The organism is Tissierella creatinophila DSM 6911 (assembly GCF_001940565.1).
In the GTDB taxonomy this organism is placed as follows: domain Bacteria; phylum Bacillota; class Clostridia; order Tissierellales; family Tissierellaceae; genus Tissierella_A; species Tissierella_A creatinophila.
Map to the genome: position 1 here is coordinate 1 of NZ_LTDM01000043.1, position 17,031 is coordinate 17,031.

The window sequence follows — 17,031 nt, forward strand, 5'->3', positions numbered from 1 at the left end:
AGTACCTTTATTAGTCATGCCTTCAGGTACTAAAACCATATAGGCAGAGGCTCCATATCAATGGCAAATCGGAAACAACGGAATATATTTTTTATACTAAATGCGACAACTTGCTTGACAAACTCCGGGTATAAGGTTCATATCATTAGTTTCTCTGATAATAGGAACAATCTGTATATTATTTCTTAATAGGATATTAATCTTATCATAATATGTTTCATTATCTACCAGCTGAAGGTTAATAATTATATTGTTACGATAAATGTCTTCTAATATATCTTTATCACTTATCGAAAATGGTGTATTAATATATATTTTTATATTAGGATTTATTCTTTTGACATTTTTACTTATCTCAAGTAATTCTTTAGCATCATCTAATGGCTCTGAACCTAAAAATATCAGTTCTCTACAATTATATTCTTCAACAGTCATGCTAATAAAATTATTTAAAACATCAAAATCAAAATTTTCATTTTTATAAATTTTAAAACAAGACTTACATTTAAACATAGCATCGTTATCACATAAATTACAATTCACATCACATTCATTACCAATTTCAACATATAATTTTCTTACTTCTATTTTGTTGTTGTTAGAATAAAATTTTGCTATGCAACCCCCAGTACTTAAATCATCATGAAATACATCTTTATTTTCAGTGATGCATACTAAATTAAAAAGTTGCAATTCTTGCAAAAAGTCAATGAAAATATTACCATGTGCATTAACTAATTCATCTATATCATAGTTTTTAAAGATACAATGAAGAATTTCAATTTTTTTAGGATCATGAACTTTATATACTTTATTGTTAAAATAGTTATATATAATTATTGCATGTCCTATATCTAAGTAATCTGTAAATAGTCCTTGTTTTATATACACAATTAATCCTCCTTCTAATCTAGTGTACTAATGCATTTCAAGTACCTTAGTTTTAAAACATTTTTATATAATTTATAAATTTTATCGTACTGGATTGACTATGCCTAATTGAACAGATATTTAGGTAATATCGTTAGTAATATATAATTATCAAAGTTTTCAGAGGTTAAATGCTAATTTTATATTTAATTTATTTCTATATTAAGTTTTATGATATTTGTTAAAATGTGACTTTTGCTAATATTACTAGATTATACTAGTTCATTGTTACTATAAGTATGGTCCTCTGTCAAGAAAAAGGACAAATTAAACATAATAAATCCATATTCTGTTAAATAATATTTTCTTCCTCATAGTCATAAGGTGACTTCATGTTACAGTGACTATGTATTCTCTTTGTATTGTAGAATGTTTCAATGTATTCAAATATCAACTCATGAGCATGACTTAGATGCTGGATTACAAATCTATTCAGCCATTCTCTTTTAATAAGTGCATGAAAAGACTCGATTACTGAATTATCCCAAGGGTTACCTTTCCTTGAGTAACTCCTTATAAAGCTTTCTGCAGGAGTAGCATCAATATAAGCTTTTGAGATGTATTGTACGCCTCTGTCGCTGTGAATAATTATGGGACAATCTATTTTTCTGTTTTGCTTTGCCTTTTCTATTGCTCTTAAAACACTTTTAGTAGAAAGATTATCAGTTAAATGCCAACCGACTATTTTTCTTGAATATAGATCCATTATTGATGCTAAATATACAAAACCAGATAAAGTATAAATATAAGTGATATCGGTTACCCAGACTGTGTTTGGTGAAGCTGGATTGAAATTTCTCTCCAGTATATTTTTAAGATCACTATCAAAGTGTGTATCTATTTTAACCCTTTTATAAGGTGTAACCCATATAGCTCTAATATTAAGCTCTTTCATATAGTTACCTACAGTTTTCTCGGCAACTGCATATCCTCTTTGTCTTAATATTTCAGTTGTTTTAGGGGCTCCATATATTTGGTTTGATTCATTGTAAATGTCTGTTATTAGATGTTTAATCTTGCTCTTTCGTTTTGATTGCTTAGATTCTTTTCGATTTATGAAGTCGTAGAATCCCGATGTAGAAACGCCTAGAAACTTAGACACACCCTTAACTGAAATTTGACGTTTCTTTCTAGCTTTATCAAGCTCAATGTAGATAGCTTCAGTTAGTCTTCGTTGAGTATGCCTATAGCCTTTTTTAGAATATCAAGTGCATCTTCCTTGTCACGAAGCTCCTTTTTTAGTCTAGCTATTTCTTTCTCTGCATCAGAGGAATAGTTACCAGAACCTCTGTGTTCTACAATTCCATCGTTAGACTTAGCACTTTGAATCCAGTTATTTAGGCTGGATGAGCTGATTTTTAAATCATCTGCTGCATCTTTCATGGATTTGCCAGATGAATAATAGTAATTTACAGCATCCTGCTTGAATTCTTCACTATATTGTTTCTTTCTCTTTTTCATAATAAATTCGCTCCTTTTCTGATAGTTTTATTATATCAGATATAGAATCTATTATGTTTGGGATGTCCGATTTTTATACTATCACTACTATGAGAGTATAAATAACTATAACCAAAAATAATAATATAAAAGTTTGATTTTTCTTATCTTCCATAATATATCTTTCATTTATTATGAATTTATTGTGTTGTAATACTTTTCTGTACTATAAATATATCACTTTTTTATCTTTGTGCCAGGTTTTGCCATGAACTATATATGTTTTTGCCGTGAACTACAGTTTTTTTGCTTTTCAATCCATTTTATAAAAAGATATAAGACATTTTCCTATAAAATGTCTTATATCTTTTTATTAATATAAATTAAAATTGTAACTGTAAATAGTTCTTTAGTGTATTCAATATCCATTTCCCCATTATATTTTTCTAATATATCTTTTATACTGTTTATTCCAATGCCATGAGAGGCTTCATCTCTTTTAGTAGTATATATTTGTCCCTTTATTTCTTTTACATGCCCATCAAAGGTATTACTTATTTGTATTATAAGTCTACCTTTACTATAACTTATTTTAAATATAAGCTTTCTATTCTTTTGTAGTGTCTTTAACCCTGTCACAGCATTGTCAAAAAGATTTCCTAAAATCGTTATTAAATCAAAGTTTGATACTCCTATTTTTTGAGGAATATTTGCTTCTGCAGTTATTTCTGTATCATAGGTAGAAGCTTCTTTTAGCTTAAAGTTTACTATACTATCAACAATTGTATTTCCAGAAGATATATACTCATGAGTTGTTTCCAAGGTAGATAATATTTCATTACAATATTCTCTTGAGCTTTCTATATTACCATCTTCATACAATGATCTAAGCATCAAAACATGGTTTTTTATATCATGTTTTAATTTATTTGTAGTTACAATATTAGACCTAATTAAATCAAGCTGTTTTTCATAGTATTTACTTTGTTGCTCAAAAAACATTTTCATAGTATTGTCAGTTAATACACCAATTATCGTGTCATATAGATAGAAATTCACAAAGTTTATTAAAAATATTATAATTATAATTAGTACTAAAGACACTTGACTTAATTGTGCAGAAGAGAGAATTATTAACAATAAAAAAAGCGATGCTATGGGTACTATTATAATACCTAACCAATATGAAGCTGGAATTATAAGATTAGTTTTTATTTCTCTAAATTTAGACATTCCAACTGCAAATATATAAGAAATAAATTTTACAGCTATAAGTCCAAAGATTGAGTCGACTTGATTTCGACTCCAAATAGGAGCCTTTATATATCCCACCATAAAAGCAATAAAGGTTTCAATACAAGCTAAAAATAAATAAATTAAAATTGTAGCTACTATTCTTTTACTCGTTTTTGCTTTATAATTGTATGTTAATAGGAAAAATAGTAATAGATTGGTTACTATCATTACTATTGGTGTCTTTGTTACTAAATATATTGTACTGGTCAATATATAGTAGATTAGATATGAAAAAATCTCTATCTTTTTATCAGTATCCTCACGCTCAAAGAAAATAGACATCATTTTGAATAAAACATATACCCCTATAATGTTTGTAATTAAGTATATAATATCAAATAAATGTAAGTTCACTATAAAACCTCTTTTTCATATAACATTTGAATATTTCTTATTTTCTTTCGTCTTCCTTGGCTTATAGGTATCACATCTCCATTTATCATAATAAACTCATTATATTTTACTATAGATATATGATCATAATTTACAATATAAGAACGATGAGTCTGTATAAATCTAAATTTAAAAACTTGATCTAGTACCCTATAAAGATTATCATAAAAATATATTGTTTCATCTACTCCAACTAATTTTATTTGTTTATCTATGCTTTCAAAATATATAATATCTTTAATAGGCAATTTATGAGTTTCATGACTTAGCTTAAACATAAAGTAATTATTCGTTCTATCTAATATTTTAATTGCAAGAGAAATGTCTTTAAAAACCTTTTCTTTCTCTAATGGTTTCTGAAGAAAATGTAATGGTTGTACATCAAACAATTGTCTATCATAATGTCCTTTTGCGGATATATAAATAATTTTAGTTATATAATCTTCAAGTTCTTCTCTTATGATGCGTCCTATTTCTACTCCATCTAATTTGCCTAATTCTATATCCAAAAATATCAAATCAAAACTATTCCCATCATTTAAATACTTTAGTATATCTTCTCCCCTATAAAAGACTTCCACTGTTAATTCTTGATTGTTTTTTTGTCCAAACTCTAAAATCATATCTTCAAGTTCTGAACAAATAGAAACAATATCATCGCATATAGCTATTCTCAGCATAATATCCCTCTTTCCAAAACACATTTTATTTTGCGAAATTATAAAACTTAGTGTATATTTTATAAACAATTATGCTATTATAGTTACTACCTATAGATTACTCTTAAAATTATTATATATGTTTTAACATACTTCTTCAATGTTTTGATAATATAAAAATGCTCCCCTGTTAGCAACAGGGGAGCATATCAAATTTAAACTTTTATTTTTTATATATTTTATTATTTATATTTAACTATTTCTATCTTTTCCATAACTACATCTTCTTTAGGTTTATCATTTGCACCTGTTTTAACATTTGCTATTTCATCTACTACATCCATTCCTTCAAATACTTGACCAAATACTGCATGTTTAAAGTCAAGCCAAGGTGTTCCTCCAAGTTTTTCATAAGCTTCTATAACTTCATCTGAAAATCCTCCATCTTTTCCTGCTTTTTTCATCTGTCCTATAAAGCCATCATCTACATCACTTTTTTGCACTATAAAAAATTGACTTCCATTGGTATTAGGTCCTGAATTTGCCATAGAGAGTGATCCCCTTAAATTGTGATACTCAGGATTAAATTCATCTTCAAAAGATCTTCCCCAAATACTCTCTCCCCCTCTACCAGTTCCATCCGGGTCCCCTCCTTGAATCATAAAGTCTTTCATAACTCTATGAAAAGTAACCCCATCATAGTAACCATTTTGTGCATGTGTCTTAAAGTTTTCTACTGCTTTTGGTGAAGCTTCAGGAAATAGTCTTACCTTTATATCTCCGTGATTTGTCTTTATTACCGCTATTTCTTCTCCTATTTCTGGTGCTTTAGTTTGATTTAAAGTCATTTATATTCCTCCTATGTTTTGTTTTATTTTAAATATAAAATTAGAACTTTTTATAACCACTATTTAGCTTAGATTTAATCTACTTCTATCATTTCATCATTTAACAATACTTCTTGTATTCCTTCAATTTTATATAGATCCTTCAACAACTTCTCTATATCTAACTTATTAGGAAATTTCAAAGTAAAAATGATTTCTTCATTTAAATCTTTCTTTACTCCTATAGCATGTATAGATATATTGATAATAGTTATATGATGATGTCCAAAGTTTGTACCTATTTCCCCTATAAAGCCAGGTCTAGTGCTTCCTATAATTGTAATAGTTTTATAGTTTTTTCTATTTATGAGTCGTTCCAAAGAAGAAATTTTTCTTAAGAAAAATAAAACTATAGCTGTTACAACTATTCCTCCTAAATGAAATCCACTTCCTATGGCAAGCCCTATTGCAGAACATACCCAAATGCTAGCTGCTGTTGTAAGTCCCTCTATATTGTTACCTGTTCTAAGTATAGTACCCGCACCTAAAAAACCAATACCACTTACTACTTGTGCAGCTATCCTAGAAGAATCAGCATTTGGCCCCATATTCATAGATACAAGCATTAAAAGGCTTGAACCAATGGTAACTAAGATATGAGTTCTAAAGCCTGCTGGTCTATTGTGAGCCTCTCTTTCAAATCCAATTGCCCCACCGAGTATTGCAGATAAAAGTAATCTTATTACTATAACCAAATCATCATTCATATACATCACCTTTTATTTCTATTTTTAAGCTACTCATAATAGTATATTTAACTTTTCAAAATAATACCATCATTATATATATCTTTTCTTAATAATCTTATAAAAAGTGATGATAGTATTATACCTTTTATAATACTTGTGACACTTACACTCCACCATACTCCATTTAGACCTAAAGTAGTATAAGTTGAAAGAATAATTGCAATTGGTATTCTAAGAGCATTAAGAACTATACTGATAATAGCAGGTGGAATAGTTTTTCCTAAACCATTAAAAGCTCCAGCAGTTCCTATTTCAATACTCATAAAAAGTTGACTTATTCCCAGTACCCTAAGATAAATAGCTCCTTCTTTTAAAGCTAAAGGATCATTTGGTACAAATATACTAAATAAATATCTAGGGAAGAGTACAAATAGTATAGTCGCAAACATTCCTATACTACCAATTATTTGCATACCCTTTTTATACCCTTCTTTTATTCTTTTATGCTTACCTGCACCATAATTCTGTCCTACAAATGCACCCATAGCAGCAGAAAAACCTTCGGATGTCATCCATGTTAAAGATTCTATTTGGGAACCTATAGATTGTACCGCTATAGCAGTAGATCCAAACCCTGCAACTACTCTTGTAAGTATCATTCCTATACCAGAATGAACTGAACTTTGTAAAAATGCAGGAAATCCCAATTTAGTTATCTTTTTTATATATGAAAGTTCAGGCTTTTTAAATAGTTTAACTTTTGAATAAAGGCTATTTGTCTTTTTACCTACAATTATAAATATTATAGATACTATAAATTGAGAAGAAATAGTCGCAATTGCTGCACCTTTAATTCCCATTCCGTTTATAGGCCCTATGCCAAATATAAGTATAGGATCTAATATTATATTGAATATAAGTCCCATAGTATTTATTCTAAATGGGGTAACGCTATTTCCTGTACTATTTAGTACAGTAGAAAAAATAGGATTTAAAAAATAAAATATGATTCCCATAGATATTATCCTTATGTACTCTATAGCCATGGTATGTACTTCTATACTATCTATATTGAAAAAACTAATAAGGTCTTCTCTAAATATATATAAAAATAAAGAATATATAATCCCTATAAAAAAGTCTAACTGAAAACCATTTGATATATAATGCTTAGCTTCTTCTATTTCTCCTCTTCCATAGGATTGTGCTACTGTTGTTCCCATACCTATTTGTGAGATAAGTATAAGTCCTGCTCCAAACCATAAAAAAAAGCCTGCAGTTCCAGCTGCTGCAACAGCGCCAGTACTTAGCCTTCCAAGCCACATTATATCTGTTAGGGTGTATGCCATTTGTATAAATGAAGTCCCCATTATAGGAAGTGCAAGTTTTACAAGAGCATTTGTTATATTACCTTCGATTAAATTTAAATGTCTTTCCATATTTGTTTCCTCTAATCTTTTTTTATTTTTATCATCTTAAACAATTCTACACTATTTTAGCCGTTAATTCAATGAAAACAAATAGAGACTATCACTAGTCTCTATTTGTTTATTTTATGTTAAATATAAAAATATTCCTACAAAATGAGTTACACTTGCGGCAAGAACAAATAAATGCCATATAGCATGGTTGTAAGGTATCTTTTTAATACTATAGAATATAGTTCCTAAGGTATAAATTACTCCTCCTAAGAGTATCCAATAAAAGAAATTTATAGAAGTTGCTTCTATTATCTTTTTTATTGGAATTATAGCTACCCATCCCATCCCTATATAAAATATTAAGGATAAAAGCTTATATTTATCAAATTTTCCATAAGTTAGTATTTTAAAAACTACTCCAGAAATTGCCATAGCCCATATACCTATTAGTATTCCCATTCTTAAATAACCCTTTAACGTAAGAATTACTATAGGAGTATAAGTTCCAGCTATAAATAAAAATATAGAGGAGTGATCAAATACTCTTAGAACGTTTTTTACCTTTTCTTTTGTAAAACTATGATAAAGTGTTGAAGATAAAAACATTAAAATTATACATGCTCCATAAATACTAAATGATACAGTCGCAGATACATCTCCTTTTCTAATAGAAAATATCAAAAGAATAGTTAATGCTACTATTCCAAATACTACTCCTATACCATGAGTTACTCCATTTATTATTTCTTCTATTTTTGTATACTTTTTCATCATATTTACTCCTCCTTTTGGGTATCAATACCCTCATTTTGCTCAGTTAAAACTATAGGTCCATCTTTTGTTATGGCTAAAGTATGTTCATATTGAGCCGATACACTTTTATCAACTGTTTTAGCAGTCCAACCATTCTCTACTATCTTCATCCTATAGTCTCCAGTATTTACCATAGGTTCTATTGTAATTACCATGCCTTCCATAAGGCGCGGTCCTCTTCCTTTTGTTCCATAATGAAGAACTTGCGGGTCTTCATGCATATCTTTTCCGATTCCATGTCCTACAAAATCTTTTACTACCGAATAGCCTTGCGCCTCTACAAATGATTGTATAGCATATCCTATATCTCCTAATCTATTTCCAACTTTTGCTTCTTCAATTCCTAAATAGAGAGCTTTTTTAGTTACATCTAATAGTCTTTGGTTTTCTTCACTTATATCTCCAACCCCATAACTCCAGGCAGAGTCAGCAAGCCAACCATCCAAATTTACTACCATATCAATAGTTACTATATCACCATTTTTTAGTTTTTCATCCCTAGGAAATCCATGACATATTTCATCATTTACTGAAGCACATATAGCAAAAGGATAACCCTGATATCCTTTTTGCTCAGGAGAAGCTCCTCTTTCTTCTAAATATTTTTCTACAAATCCATCTATCTCTTGTGTGGTTATGCCGGGTTTTATCATTTTAGCTATCTCTCTGTGTAGTGATGCTAAGATTTTACCTGCCTTTGACATTTTCTCAATTTGTTCTGGTGTCTTTAAAATAATCATATTATCTTCCTTTCAATCTCTTTGTAAATTAAATTCTTTTATAATTCTTCTAAACTCTTTATTCTTATAAAGATTATAAAAATCTTTGTCTTTTTCCACAAACCGTTTTATAGAAGGATTTAAAATAAGACTTTTTCTAATATCTTTTATAGCTTCTTCTTCAAGCTGAAGTAAAGAATAACAACAGGCTCTATTATAATATAAATCTTCTTTAGTGGGGTTTTTTTCTATCCCTTCTGTCAAAATCTCTATAGACTTATTATACTCCTTTTCTTCGATATAGATAGCAGATATATTTAAATAAATATAATGATACTCTTTATTATATTCTAAAGCTTTATAATAATATTTTAAAGCTTTATTTTTATCTTTTAATCTTTTGTAGACAACACCCATATTAAAGAGTGATTTATAAAACTCAGGGTTTATCTTTATACTTTTTTCGAGCATCTTATATGCCCGAGTATACTCTCCCATTTCTTCATATAGAGAACCAAGATTATTATACGCATGATAATCATCTGGCTTTAAAGTGATTACCTTTTTATACAGTCTTATCGCCTCAAACTTTTCACCTTTTAAATCATATATATTTGCCGCAAAGTAATATGCTCTATCATAGTTTTCATCTTTTTCTATGGCTTTAAAGAAGTATTCTAAAGCTTTATCTAAATTTCCCAATTGTTCTTCCATAATAGCTACTCCATAATATGCACCGGGATTATCTTTATCAAGATTTAAAATTTCTTTGTATGTTCTCATAGATTCTGAAAAAAATTCCAGTTCATCATATATTAATGCAATATTAAAAAGAGTATTTATATATTCGCTATCTGAAGAAAAGTCCAAAGCTTTTTTATAAAAGCAAAGTGACCTTTTTATATCATCATCTAAATATGATTTTTCTGCTAAAACTATATAATTTCTTCTCTTTTGTATTCTTATCTTTTCATCAATCAAATTTAACACCTCAAAATAAATATCTATTAATAGTGTACCACAAAACAAGAAAAAAGTAGAGTTTATTCCTCTACTTTTAATGTTCTTATTGAATTTAGTACAGCTATTATAGTAACTCCTACATCTGCAAATACCGCTTGCCACATTGTAGCAAGACCAACACTACCCAATGCTAAAACTATAAGTTTTAAACCAAGTGCTAGAGCTATATTTTGAGTTACAATCCTTTTAGTTTTTCTAGCAATCTTCATAGCAGTAGAAATCTTAGATATTTCATCAGTCATAATCACTATGTCTGATGCTTCTATTGCCGCATCTGATCCAAGACCTCCCATTGCAATACCTATATCAGCACGAGCAAGTACTGGAGCATCATTTACTCCATCTCCTATAAATATAGTCTTTTTATTGTCATCCTTTTTATTCATTATATTTTCTAACAACTTAACTTTATCACCTGGCAAAAGATTTCCAAATGACTTATCAATACCAGCTAATTTTGCTACTTTTTTTGCCGTTTCAATATTGTCACCAGAGAGCATTACGGTTTCTTTTATTCCTTTATTTTTTTTAAGGTCTATAAGAGTTTCTTTTATCCCCTCTTTTAGTTCATCTGATACGATTATAGTTCCAATATGTTTTTTGTCTTTTCCTATATAAATAATCGTTCCAATAGCTTCACTTCTTTCTATAACTATTCCTTCTTCTTCTAAAAGTTTTTCATTTCCTAAAAGAATCGGAACTTTATCTATATCTACAGAAATCCCTTTTCCTGAAATTTCTTTATAGTTTTCTACTCTAGTTTTTTCTACTTCCCCATGGAAGTGTTCTAATATAGATTTTGCTATTGGATGATTAGAATAACTCTCTCCAAGGGCTGCTATTTCAATTATATCTTCTTTAATATATCCTCCATAACCCATTATATCAGTTACTTTAAACGTACCCTTTGTTATAGTTCCAGTTTTATCAAACACTAAAGTATCTCCATCGTTTAATGCTTCTAAATAATTTCCTCCCTTTATCAGGATTCCTCGTTTTGAAGCTGCACCTATCCCACCAAAGAAACCTAGAGGTATACTTATAACAAGTGCACAAGGACAAGATATAACTAAAAATACAAAGGCTTTATATGCCCATTGACTTGGATCTCCTAAACCCAATAAAATAGGTATAACTCCTATACCAAGTGCTATAAAGACAACTGCTGGAGTATAGTATCTAGCAAATTTTGTAATAAAGTTTTCTGTTTTAGCCTTTTTACTAGAAGCATTTTCAACTAAATCTAAAATTTTTGAAATAGTAGATTCTCCAAATTCTTTATTTACCTTAACTTTCAACAGTCCATGTTTATTTACAACACCTGATATTATATCTTCTCCTGTTTTTATAGTTCTTGGAACAGACTCTCCAGTTATATTTGATGTATCCAGCATAGACTCTCCTTCTACTACTACTCCATCTAATGGAACCTTTTCTCCTGGCTTTATAATTATATAGTCTCCTATATGAACATCATTTGGACTTACTATCTTTACTCCATCTTCTACTACTAGATTAGCTGAGTCAGGTCTTATATCCATTAAAGCTTTTATAGAGTTTCTAGAATGATTTACAGCTTTATCTTGAAATAGCTCTCCTATATTATAAAATAACATAACAGCTACTCCTTCTGGATACTCTCCAATTACAAAAGCACCAATTGTTGCAACAGTCATAAGAAAATTTTCATCAAAGGGAACTCCAGATACTATATTTTTAAAAGCTATAATTATTACTTTATATCCTATTATAATGTAACTTATTAAAAAGAATATAAGTTTTTCAGATCCTTCTAATTTAAATAAATAGGGGATTAAAAATAAAATACCACTTATAAGTATCCTTCCTATATTAAAATATTCTTTTCTTTTAGTTTCTTCTATAGCACTATCTTCTAACACACTATTTCTTATGGAACTATCTCGAACTACTACATTTGGCTCAAGTTTATTTATTATTTTTTTTATATTATTTATAATTTCTTCTTTATCGTTAGTTTCATATATTGAAACTTTAAGTTTCTTATTGACAAAGTCAAGGCTAGTACTCTCTACTCCACGTAACTCTCCTGAGAGTTTTTCAATTTTCCCAGCACAACTTGCACAGTTTAAACCTTCTAGTTCTAAAGTTACTTCTCCCATTTAAAATCACCCCTCTTTTAAACTATATACATATGAATATATATTCATATGTTATTTATATTATAACTATTTACATAAAAAAAGTCAATTAAAAATAATAAAAAAAGCACCCCAAGGTGCTTTTAAAGTTTATACTCTGCTATTTTTCTATAGGTATATTCATCTATCTTTATTTCTTGTGAATCAACTAGTTCCCATTTACTGTTAAACCCATCATAAGTAGCAAGTTGTTCAAAATAATACATAGCTATACCTGCATCTACAAGTATAGAGTCATACCATTGATTGTATCTTAAAAGAAGTTCTATCTTGTTATCTTTTATTAAAAATCTCCATGGTTGTAAGTTTTTAGTAGAAGGTGCAAATCTTACATAATAAAAGATATCCATAAGTCCTTTGGCTTCTAAATCTTCCACGGTAAAGAAATTGTCTACTTCAGTGTCATAAACTATTTCTTCTATGCCTTTTTTAACGCTATATGGCTCTTCCTTAAAAGGATTTTTTCTTTTGGCTTTACCAAAGGCTAAAAGATATTCTACATTTGCCATATCTTCTCCAAATGTCTCTTTCTTTAAATCATCTGATAGATTTCCAACATTAATCCAACATGTACCAAAGTCTAAATTTATAATTTCTGTTACTAGCTTCTCAGTATAGTATCCTGTTTCTATTAGAGTTTTTTCTTCTGTATCTTTTAAACTAATAGCTATGTAATGAGGACTATCTATCATAACTCCTCCATAGCCTGCTTTTCCTTCTAAATTAGTAGAGATTATTTTACCATTTTCATATAGTTTAACTACTATATGCTCTAAGTCTTCTTCTGTCAATAAATTCTTTATAATCTCTTTAATCTTATCAAGTACATCTGGATTTGCCCCTTTGTCCCTAAAGTCTCTTACCGACTTTCTATTTGTTAAGAAATTACTTATTATCATTTTACCCCTCCTATGTTTTCTTAATATCTTCCATTATATACTATTTTTATAATAAGGAGAACCATTTTGCTATATTCATCACATAATCCAATAGAAAGAAGTGTACTATTATACTAGAGCCAACTCCTATTATTATACCTACTACAACATCAGTGGGATAGTGAACTGCTAGATATATTCTAGATATTCCAATTATCATTGCCATTATATAAAGAAATACAGCTATCCTAGGCATATTTAAAGAAAGAGTTGCAGCCATACAAAAACTTGCCGTAGTGTGCCCGGATGGAAACGAATAGTCTTTTAATTCTATTTTAAAAGTATTTATATTTTTCACCATTTTATATGGTCTTTCCCTTCCAAACCCTTTTTTTAGTATTTGGACTATTGTTTGACTAAATGTTAATGCAGCAATAGCTTCTAAGCCCATAAATCTTGTAGAACTGTTTCCAAAAGCTATAATAGCTAAAGAAAACACACTAGTAAATATTGCCCCTCCTAAATCTGTAACTCTATACATAAAATAATCAAAGAATTTATTTTTCATCTTACCATTTATAACTCTTATAAAAAAAGTATCAAAACGCTTTAATATGTTTTTCAAATTTTCCACCTTCTTTTTTATATGTCTATTATATAATATTCCCAAATTATTAGAAACCCAAACTCTTAAACCTTTTATATCTTTATCATTACTCTTCTTTATGATAATATAAGATAATAATAAAAAAAGGAAGGTAATTATTTTGTTACTTAGTACAGAACAGTCAAATGCAATAAGTCATATAGAAAATCCAGCCTTAGTCTTAGCAGTTCCTGGTGCGGGTAAGACTACGGTTTTAATCCATAGGACTTATAATTTAATAGAAAACTTAAAAATAAATCCTTTAAATATACTATCCATAACATTTAGTAAAGCATCAGCGCTTGATATGAAAAATAGATTTACACGTGTTTTCCCAAATATAAACTCTAAAGATATACATTTTTCAACTATACACGCATTTTGTTATAGACTTATAAGTGAATATTCATATAAAAATAATATAAAGTACCATCTTATAGAAGATAATAGTGGAGTAAACAAGTTTGTACTCCTTAAAAATCTATATCTTCATTTAAATAAATCTTATATCACAGAGGAAAAACTAGAATCTTTAATAAACTCAATAGGATATATTAAAAATATGATGCTAAGTGTAGATGAATTTTTAAAAGAATATAAAATAGATATAGCAAACTTCAAAACTATCTTTAATAAATATGAAAGTTATAAAAGAGAAAATAGCTTGTTAGATTTTGATGATATGCTTAGTATTTCCTGGGAAATATTAAATAGAGATACCTATTTATTAAATAAATATAGGGAAAAATATAAGTTTATTCAAGTAGATGAAGGACAAGACACTTCTAAGCTTCAACTTGAGATAATAAAACTTATTGCCTTTCCTAAAAACAATCTATTTATAGTAGCTGATGATGACCAATCTATATATGGTTTTAGAGGTGCTTATCCTAGGGGGCTACTTGATTTTAATAAACAGTTTAAAGATGGCAAAATATTTTTTATGGAAGAAAACTATAGATCTTCTAGCAATATAGTTACCATATGCAATAAATTTATTAAAACTAATTCTTTAAGATATCAAAAGAATATATTTACCTTAAATCCCAATATGGAACCTATAAATATAGTAAAGGTAAAAACTTTAGGTGATGAATATGATTATTTAATAAATGATCTTAAAGATAAAGACCTAACAAACACAAGTATTCTCTATAGAAACAATCTATCCTCTATAGGACTTATGGAGGTGTTATCTAAAAATAATATACCATTTTTTACACAAGATAAGAAATTAAAGTTTTTTAATCACTGGGTTATAAAAGATATAATTGATTTTATAAGTTTTTCTAAAGATCCTGAAGATATAACTTTGTTTGAAAAATTTTATTATAAAATGAAAGGATATATTTCTAAAAAACAAATAAATTATGCAAAGACACTCCATAAAGACTTTAACGTTTTTGATAGAATTATGGATTTTCCTGATATAAAACAATATCATAAAAGAAATATCAGAAACCTTAAAATAGATTTTAAAAAGTTGTCTAATTTAAATGTAGAAGATGCTATTTTCTTTATAGAACACAACTTAGAGTATGGGGCATATTTAAAAGATAATTCTATTAAATTTGGATATGTATATGACAATCTTTCAACACTGCTTTTTTACTTAAAGATGATAAGTGCTGGTTGTAACACATTAGATGAACTAATAAAAAAACTAGATTTTTTAGAAGAACTTTGTAAAGATTCTCATAAGGGTAGAGAGGGTGTAAATTTATCAACTATACATGGTGCAAAAGGGCTTGAATTTGAAAATGTATATATGGTTGATCTAATAGATGGAGATTTCCCTAGTGCCAATAGTATAGATGATTTTAAAAATGGTAAGATAGATAATTTAGAAGAAGAAAGAAGATTGTTTTATGTTGGAATGACTAGAGCAAAAAAACATCTTACTTTAATTACTATGAAATCTATCAATGGTAATATAAAAGAACCTTCTAGGTTTGTAACTGAATTAGAGAATTTATAATAGAAACTTTTAAATAAGCATTATAAGAAAGCCTTAACCAAAAGTTAGTAACTGAAAGTTTATTTTATTACACAAGTCAAGAGTAGAACTTTCTTATTAATTACAAAATGTATAAATCTTCTTAAAGTTGGGATACTATCAATGTATGGTAAAAACTTAAGGAAGGTGATAGATATGGCTAAAGGTAAAAAAGAAAAACAAAAGAAAACGAAACAATCTACTCAACAAACTACTCAACAATCCACTCAAGAAACTAATCAACAACAATCTCAACAACAATGTAATCAAAGTCAAAAATAAAGAAAGGTCAATTGACCTTTCTTTATTTATATAATTTCCACATTATGATCTAGTTTATATATTACATTTTTTCTTTCTACTATTATAGTGGCTTTTTCACTTAAATCCTTATCTTTCTTTATAGCTTCTAGTAGTTGGAGATTTGGATTTATAGCTATAGGGTTTCCCATAAGTCTAAGCATAGATAAGTCTCCTGTAGTATCTCCATAGGCATAGCTATTTTTTAAATCCACATCATATTTTTCTATAAGTTGATTTAAAACCTTTTTTTTACTAGTTGAGTCCCACATTCTAACTAATTCACCCGTAAATTTATTTTCTTCATCTACCTTGTATAAAGATCCTCTATATTCAGTTACTTCATACTTTTCCGCCATTTTAGAAACTAAAAAGTCTGGGCTTCCGGATATAAAAAACACCTTATGACCTTTTCTCTTATGAAATTCTATTTGATCTCTTGAATACTTATATACCATATCCCCATTTACCTTTATAACATGAGCTGCTATAAACTCTACATATGCCTTGTCTATACCCTTTAACTCTTCTAAATAGACTCCCGCTAGTATTTCAAGATATTTTTCAAAATCTCCATATCTTTTTTCCCATTCCAAGTAGACATCTTTTACTTTTGTATACCAGATAGCCGGGTCTATTACTTCAAAGTTCATAAGCTTTTGAAAATGTTCTATCATAAGTGAATTTCTAAATATAGTTCCATCAATGTCAAAAAAAGCAGCTATGTTTTTCATTGTTCAATCACCCTCTCTATTTAATGT

Annotated in this window: 17 protein-coding genes; 2 read left to right on the forward strand and 15 right to left on the reverse strand. The window is 28.5% G+C overall.

All coding sequences use genetic code 11. The features are described 5' to 3' along the window. Nucleotides 1-96: 96 nt before the first annotated feature. From TICRE_RS09140 to TICRE_RS09205, 14 genes are all read right to left on the reverse strand, one after another. Nucleotides 97-891 (reverse strand): 4Fe-4S cluster-binding domain-containing protein, encoded by a 795-nt coding sequence (locus TICRE_RS09140; protein WP_075727335.1) that lies wholly within the window; start codon nucleotides 889-891, stop codon nucleotides 97-99. A gap of 331 nt (nucleotides 892-1,222) precedes the next feature. Next, a complete protein-coding gene (locus TICRE_RS09145) occupies nucleotides 1,223-2,086 on the reverse strand; it encodes an IS3 family transposase (protein ID WP_075727337.1) in 864 nt (287 codons plus the stop codon). Nucleotides 2,087-2,094: 8 nt separating this feature from the next. Continuing rightward, a complete protein-coding gene (locus tag TICRE_RS09150) occupies nucleotides 2,095-2,391 on the reverse strand; it encodes a transposase (protein ID WP_075727339.1) in 297 nt (98 codons plus the stop codon). A 339-nt stretch (nucleotides 2,392-2,730) separates the two neighbouring features. Beyond that, complete coding sequence (locus TICRE_RS09155) at nucleotides 2,731-4,020, reverse strand: sensor histidine kinase (RefSeq protein ID WP_075727341.1); 1,290 nt, start codon at nucleotides 4,018-4,020, stop codon at nucleotides 2,731-2,733. Further along, nucleotides 4,020-4,739 (reverse strand): LytR/AlgR family response regulator transcription factor, encoded by a 720-nt coding sequence (locus tag TICRE_RS09160; protein ID WP_075727343.1) that lies wholly within the window; start codon nucleotides 4,737-4,739, stop codon nucleotides 4,020-4,022. Before TICRE_RS09160 ends, TICRE_RS09155 begins: the two co-directional genes overlap by 1 nt. 221 nt (nucleotides 4,740-4,960) lie before the next feature. Continuing rightward, a complete protein-coding gene (locus TICRE_RS09165) occupies nucleotides 4,961-5,566 on the reverse strand; it encodes a peptidylprolyl isomerase (protein WP_075727345.1) in 606 nt (201 codons plus the stop codon). A 74-nt stretch (nucleotides 5,567-5,640) separates the two neighbouring features. After that, a complete protein-coding gene (locus tag TICRE_RS09170; RefSeq protein ID WP_084191912.1) occupies nucleotides 5,641-6,312 on the reverse strand; it encodes an MgtC/SapB family protein in 672 nt (223 codons plus the stop codon). A 47-nt stretch (nucleotides 6,313-6,359) separates the two neighbouring features. Next, nucleotides 6,360-7,733, reverse strand: a complete 1,374-nt coding sequence (locus TICRE_RS09175) for an MATE family efflux transporter (RefSeq protein WP_075727349.1) — start codon at nucleotides 7,731-7,733, stop codon at nucleotides 6,360-6,362. A gap of 114 nt (nucleotides 7,734-7,847) precedes the next feature. Next, entirely contained in the window at nucleotides 7,848-8,489 is a 642-nt protein-coding gene (gene trhA, locus TICRE_RS09180; RefSeq protein WP_075727351.1) for a PAQR family membrane homeostasis protein TrhA, read from the reverse strand. 2 nt (nucleotides 8,490-8,491) lie between these two features. Next, nucleotides 8,492-9,268 carry a type I methionyl aminopeptidase gene (gene map / locus TICRE_RS09185; RefSeq protein ID WP_075727353.1) on the reverse strand — a complete coding sequence of 259 codons (777 nt, stop codon included), beginning with the start codon at nucleotides 9,266-9,268 and terminating at the stop codon, nucleotides 8,492-8,494. A gap of 12 nt (nucleotides 9,269-9,280) precedes the next feature. Beyond that, a complete protein-coding gene (locus tag TICRE_RS09190) occupies nucleotides 9,281-10,237 on the reverse strand; it encodes a tetratricopeptide repeat protein (RefSeq protein ID WP_233120183.1) in 957 nt (318 codons plus the stop codon). A gap of 53 nt (nucleotides 10,238-10,290) precedes the next feature. Then, nucleotides 10,291-12,411, reverse strand: coding sequence for a heavy metal translocating P-type ATPase (locus TICRE_RS09195; protein ID WP_075727355.1), 2,121 nt, complete (start codon nucleotides 12,409-12,411; stop codon nucleotides 10,291-10,293). A gap of 122 nt (nucleotides 12,412-12,533) precedes the next feature. Continuing rightward, entirely contained in the window at nucleotides 12,534-13,349 is an 816-nt protein-coding gene (locus tag TICRE_RS09200) for a nitroreductase family protein (protein WP_075727357.1), read from the reverse strand. Between the two features lie 46 nt (nucleotides 13,350-13,395). Further along, nucleotides 13,396-13,953: a phosphatase PAP2 family protein gene (locus TICRE_RS09205; RefSeq protein ID WP_075727359.1), complete on the reverse strand. Its 558-nt coding sequence runs from the start codon at nucleotides 13,951-13,953 to the stop codon at nucleotides 13,396-13,398. A 142-nt stretch (nucleotides 13,954-14,095) separates the two neighbouring features. Between TICRE_RS09205 and TICRE_RS09210 the strand changes: the two genes are divergently transcribed. Both TICRE_RS09210 and TICRE_RS13775 read left to right on the forward strand, forming a co-directional pair. After that, on the forward strand, nucleotides 14,096-15,952 hold the full coding sequence (locus TICRE_RS09210) for an ATP-dependent helicase (RefSeq protein ID WP_075727361.1): 1,857 nt from the start codon (nucleotides 14,096-14,098) through the stop codon (nucleotides 15,950-15,952). Nucleotides 15,953-16,126: 174 nt separating this feature from the next. Further along, complete coding sequence (locus TICRE_RS13775) at nucleotides 16,127-16,252, forward strand: hypothetical protein (protein ID WP_269843989.1); 126 nt, start codon at nucleotides 16,127-16,129, stop codon at nucleotides 16,250-16,252. Nucleotides 16,253-16,278: 26 nt separating this feature from the next. Here TICRE_RS13775 and TICRE_RS09215 read toward each other — a convergent pair whose 3' ends face one another. Next, a complete protein-coding gene (locus TICRE_RS09215) occupies nucleotides 16,279-17,004 on the reverse strand; it encodes an HAD family hydrolase (protein ID WP_075727363.1) in 726 nt (241 codons plus the stop codon). Nucleotides 17,005-17,031: the final 27 nt, after the last annotated feature.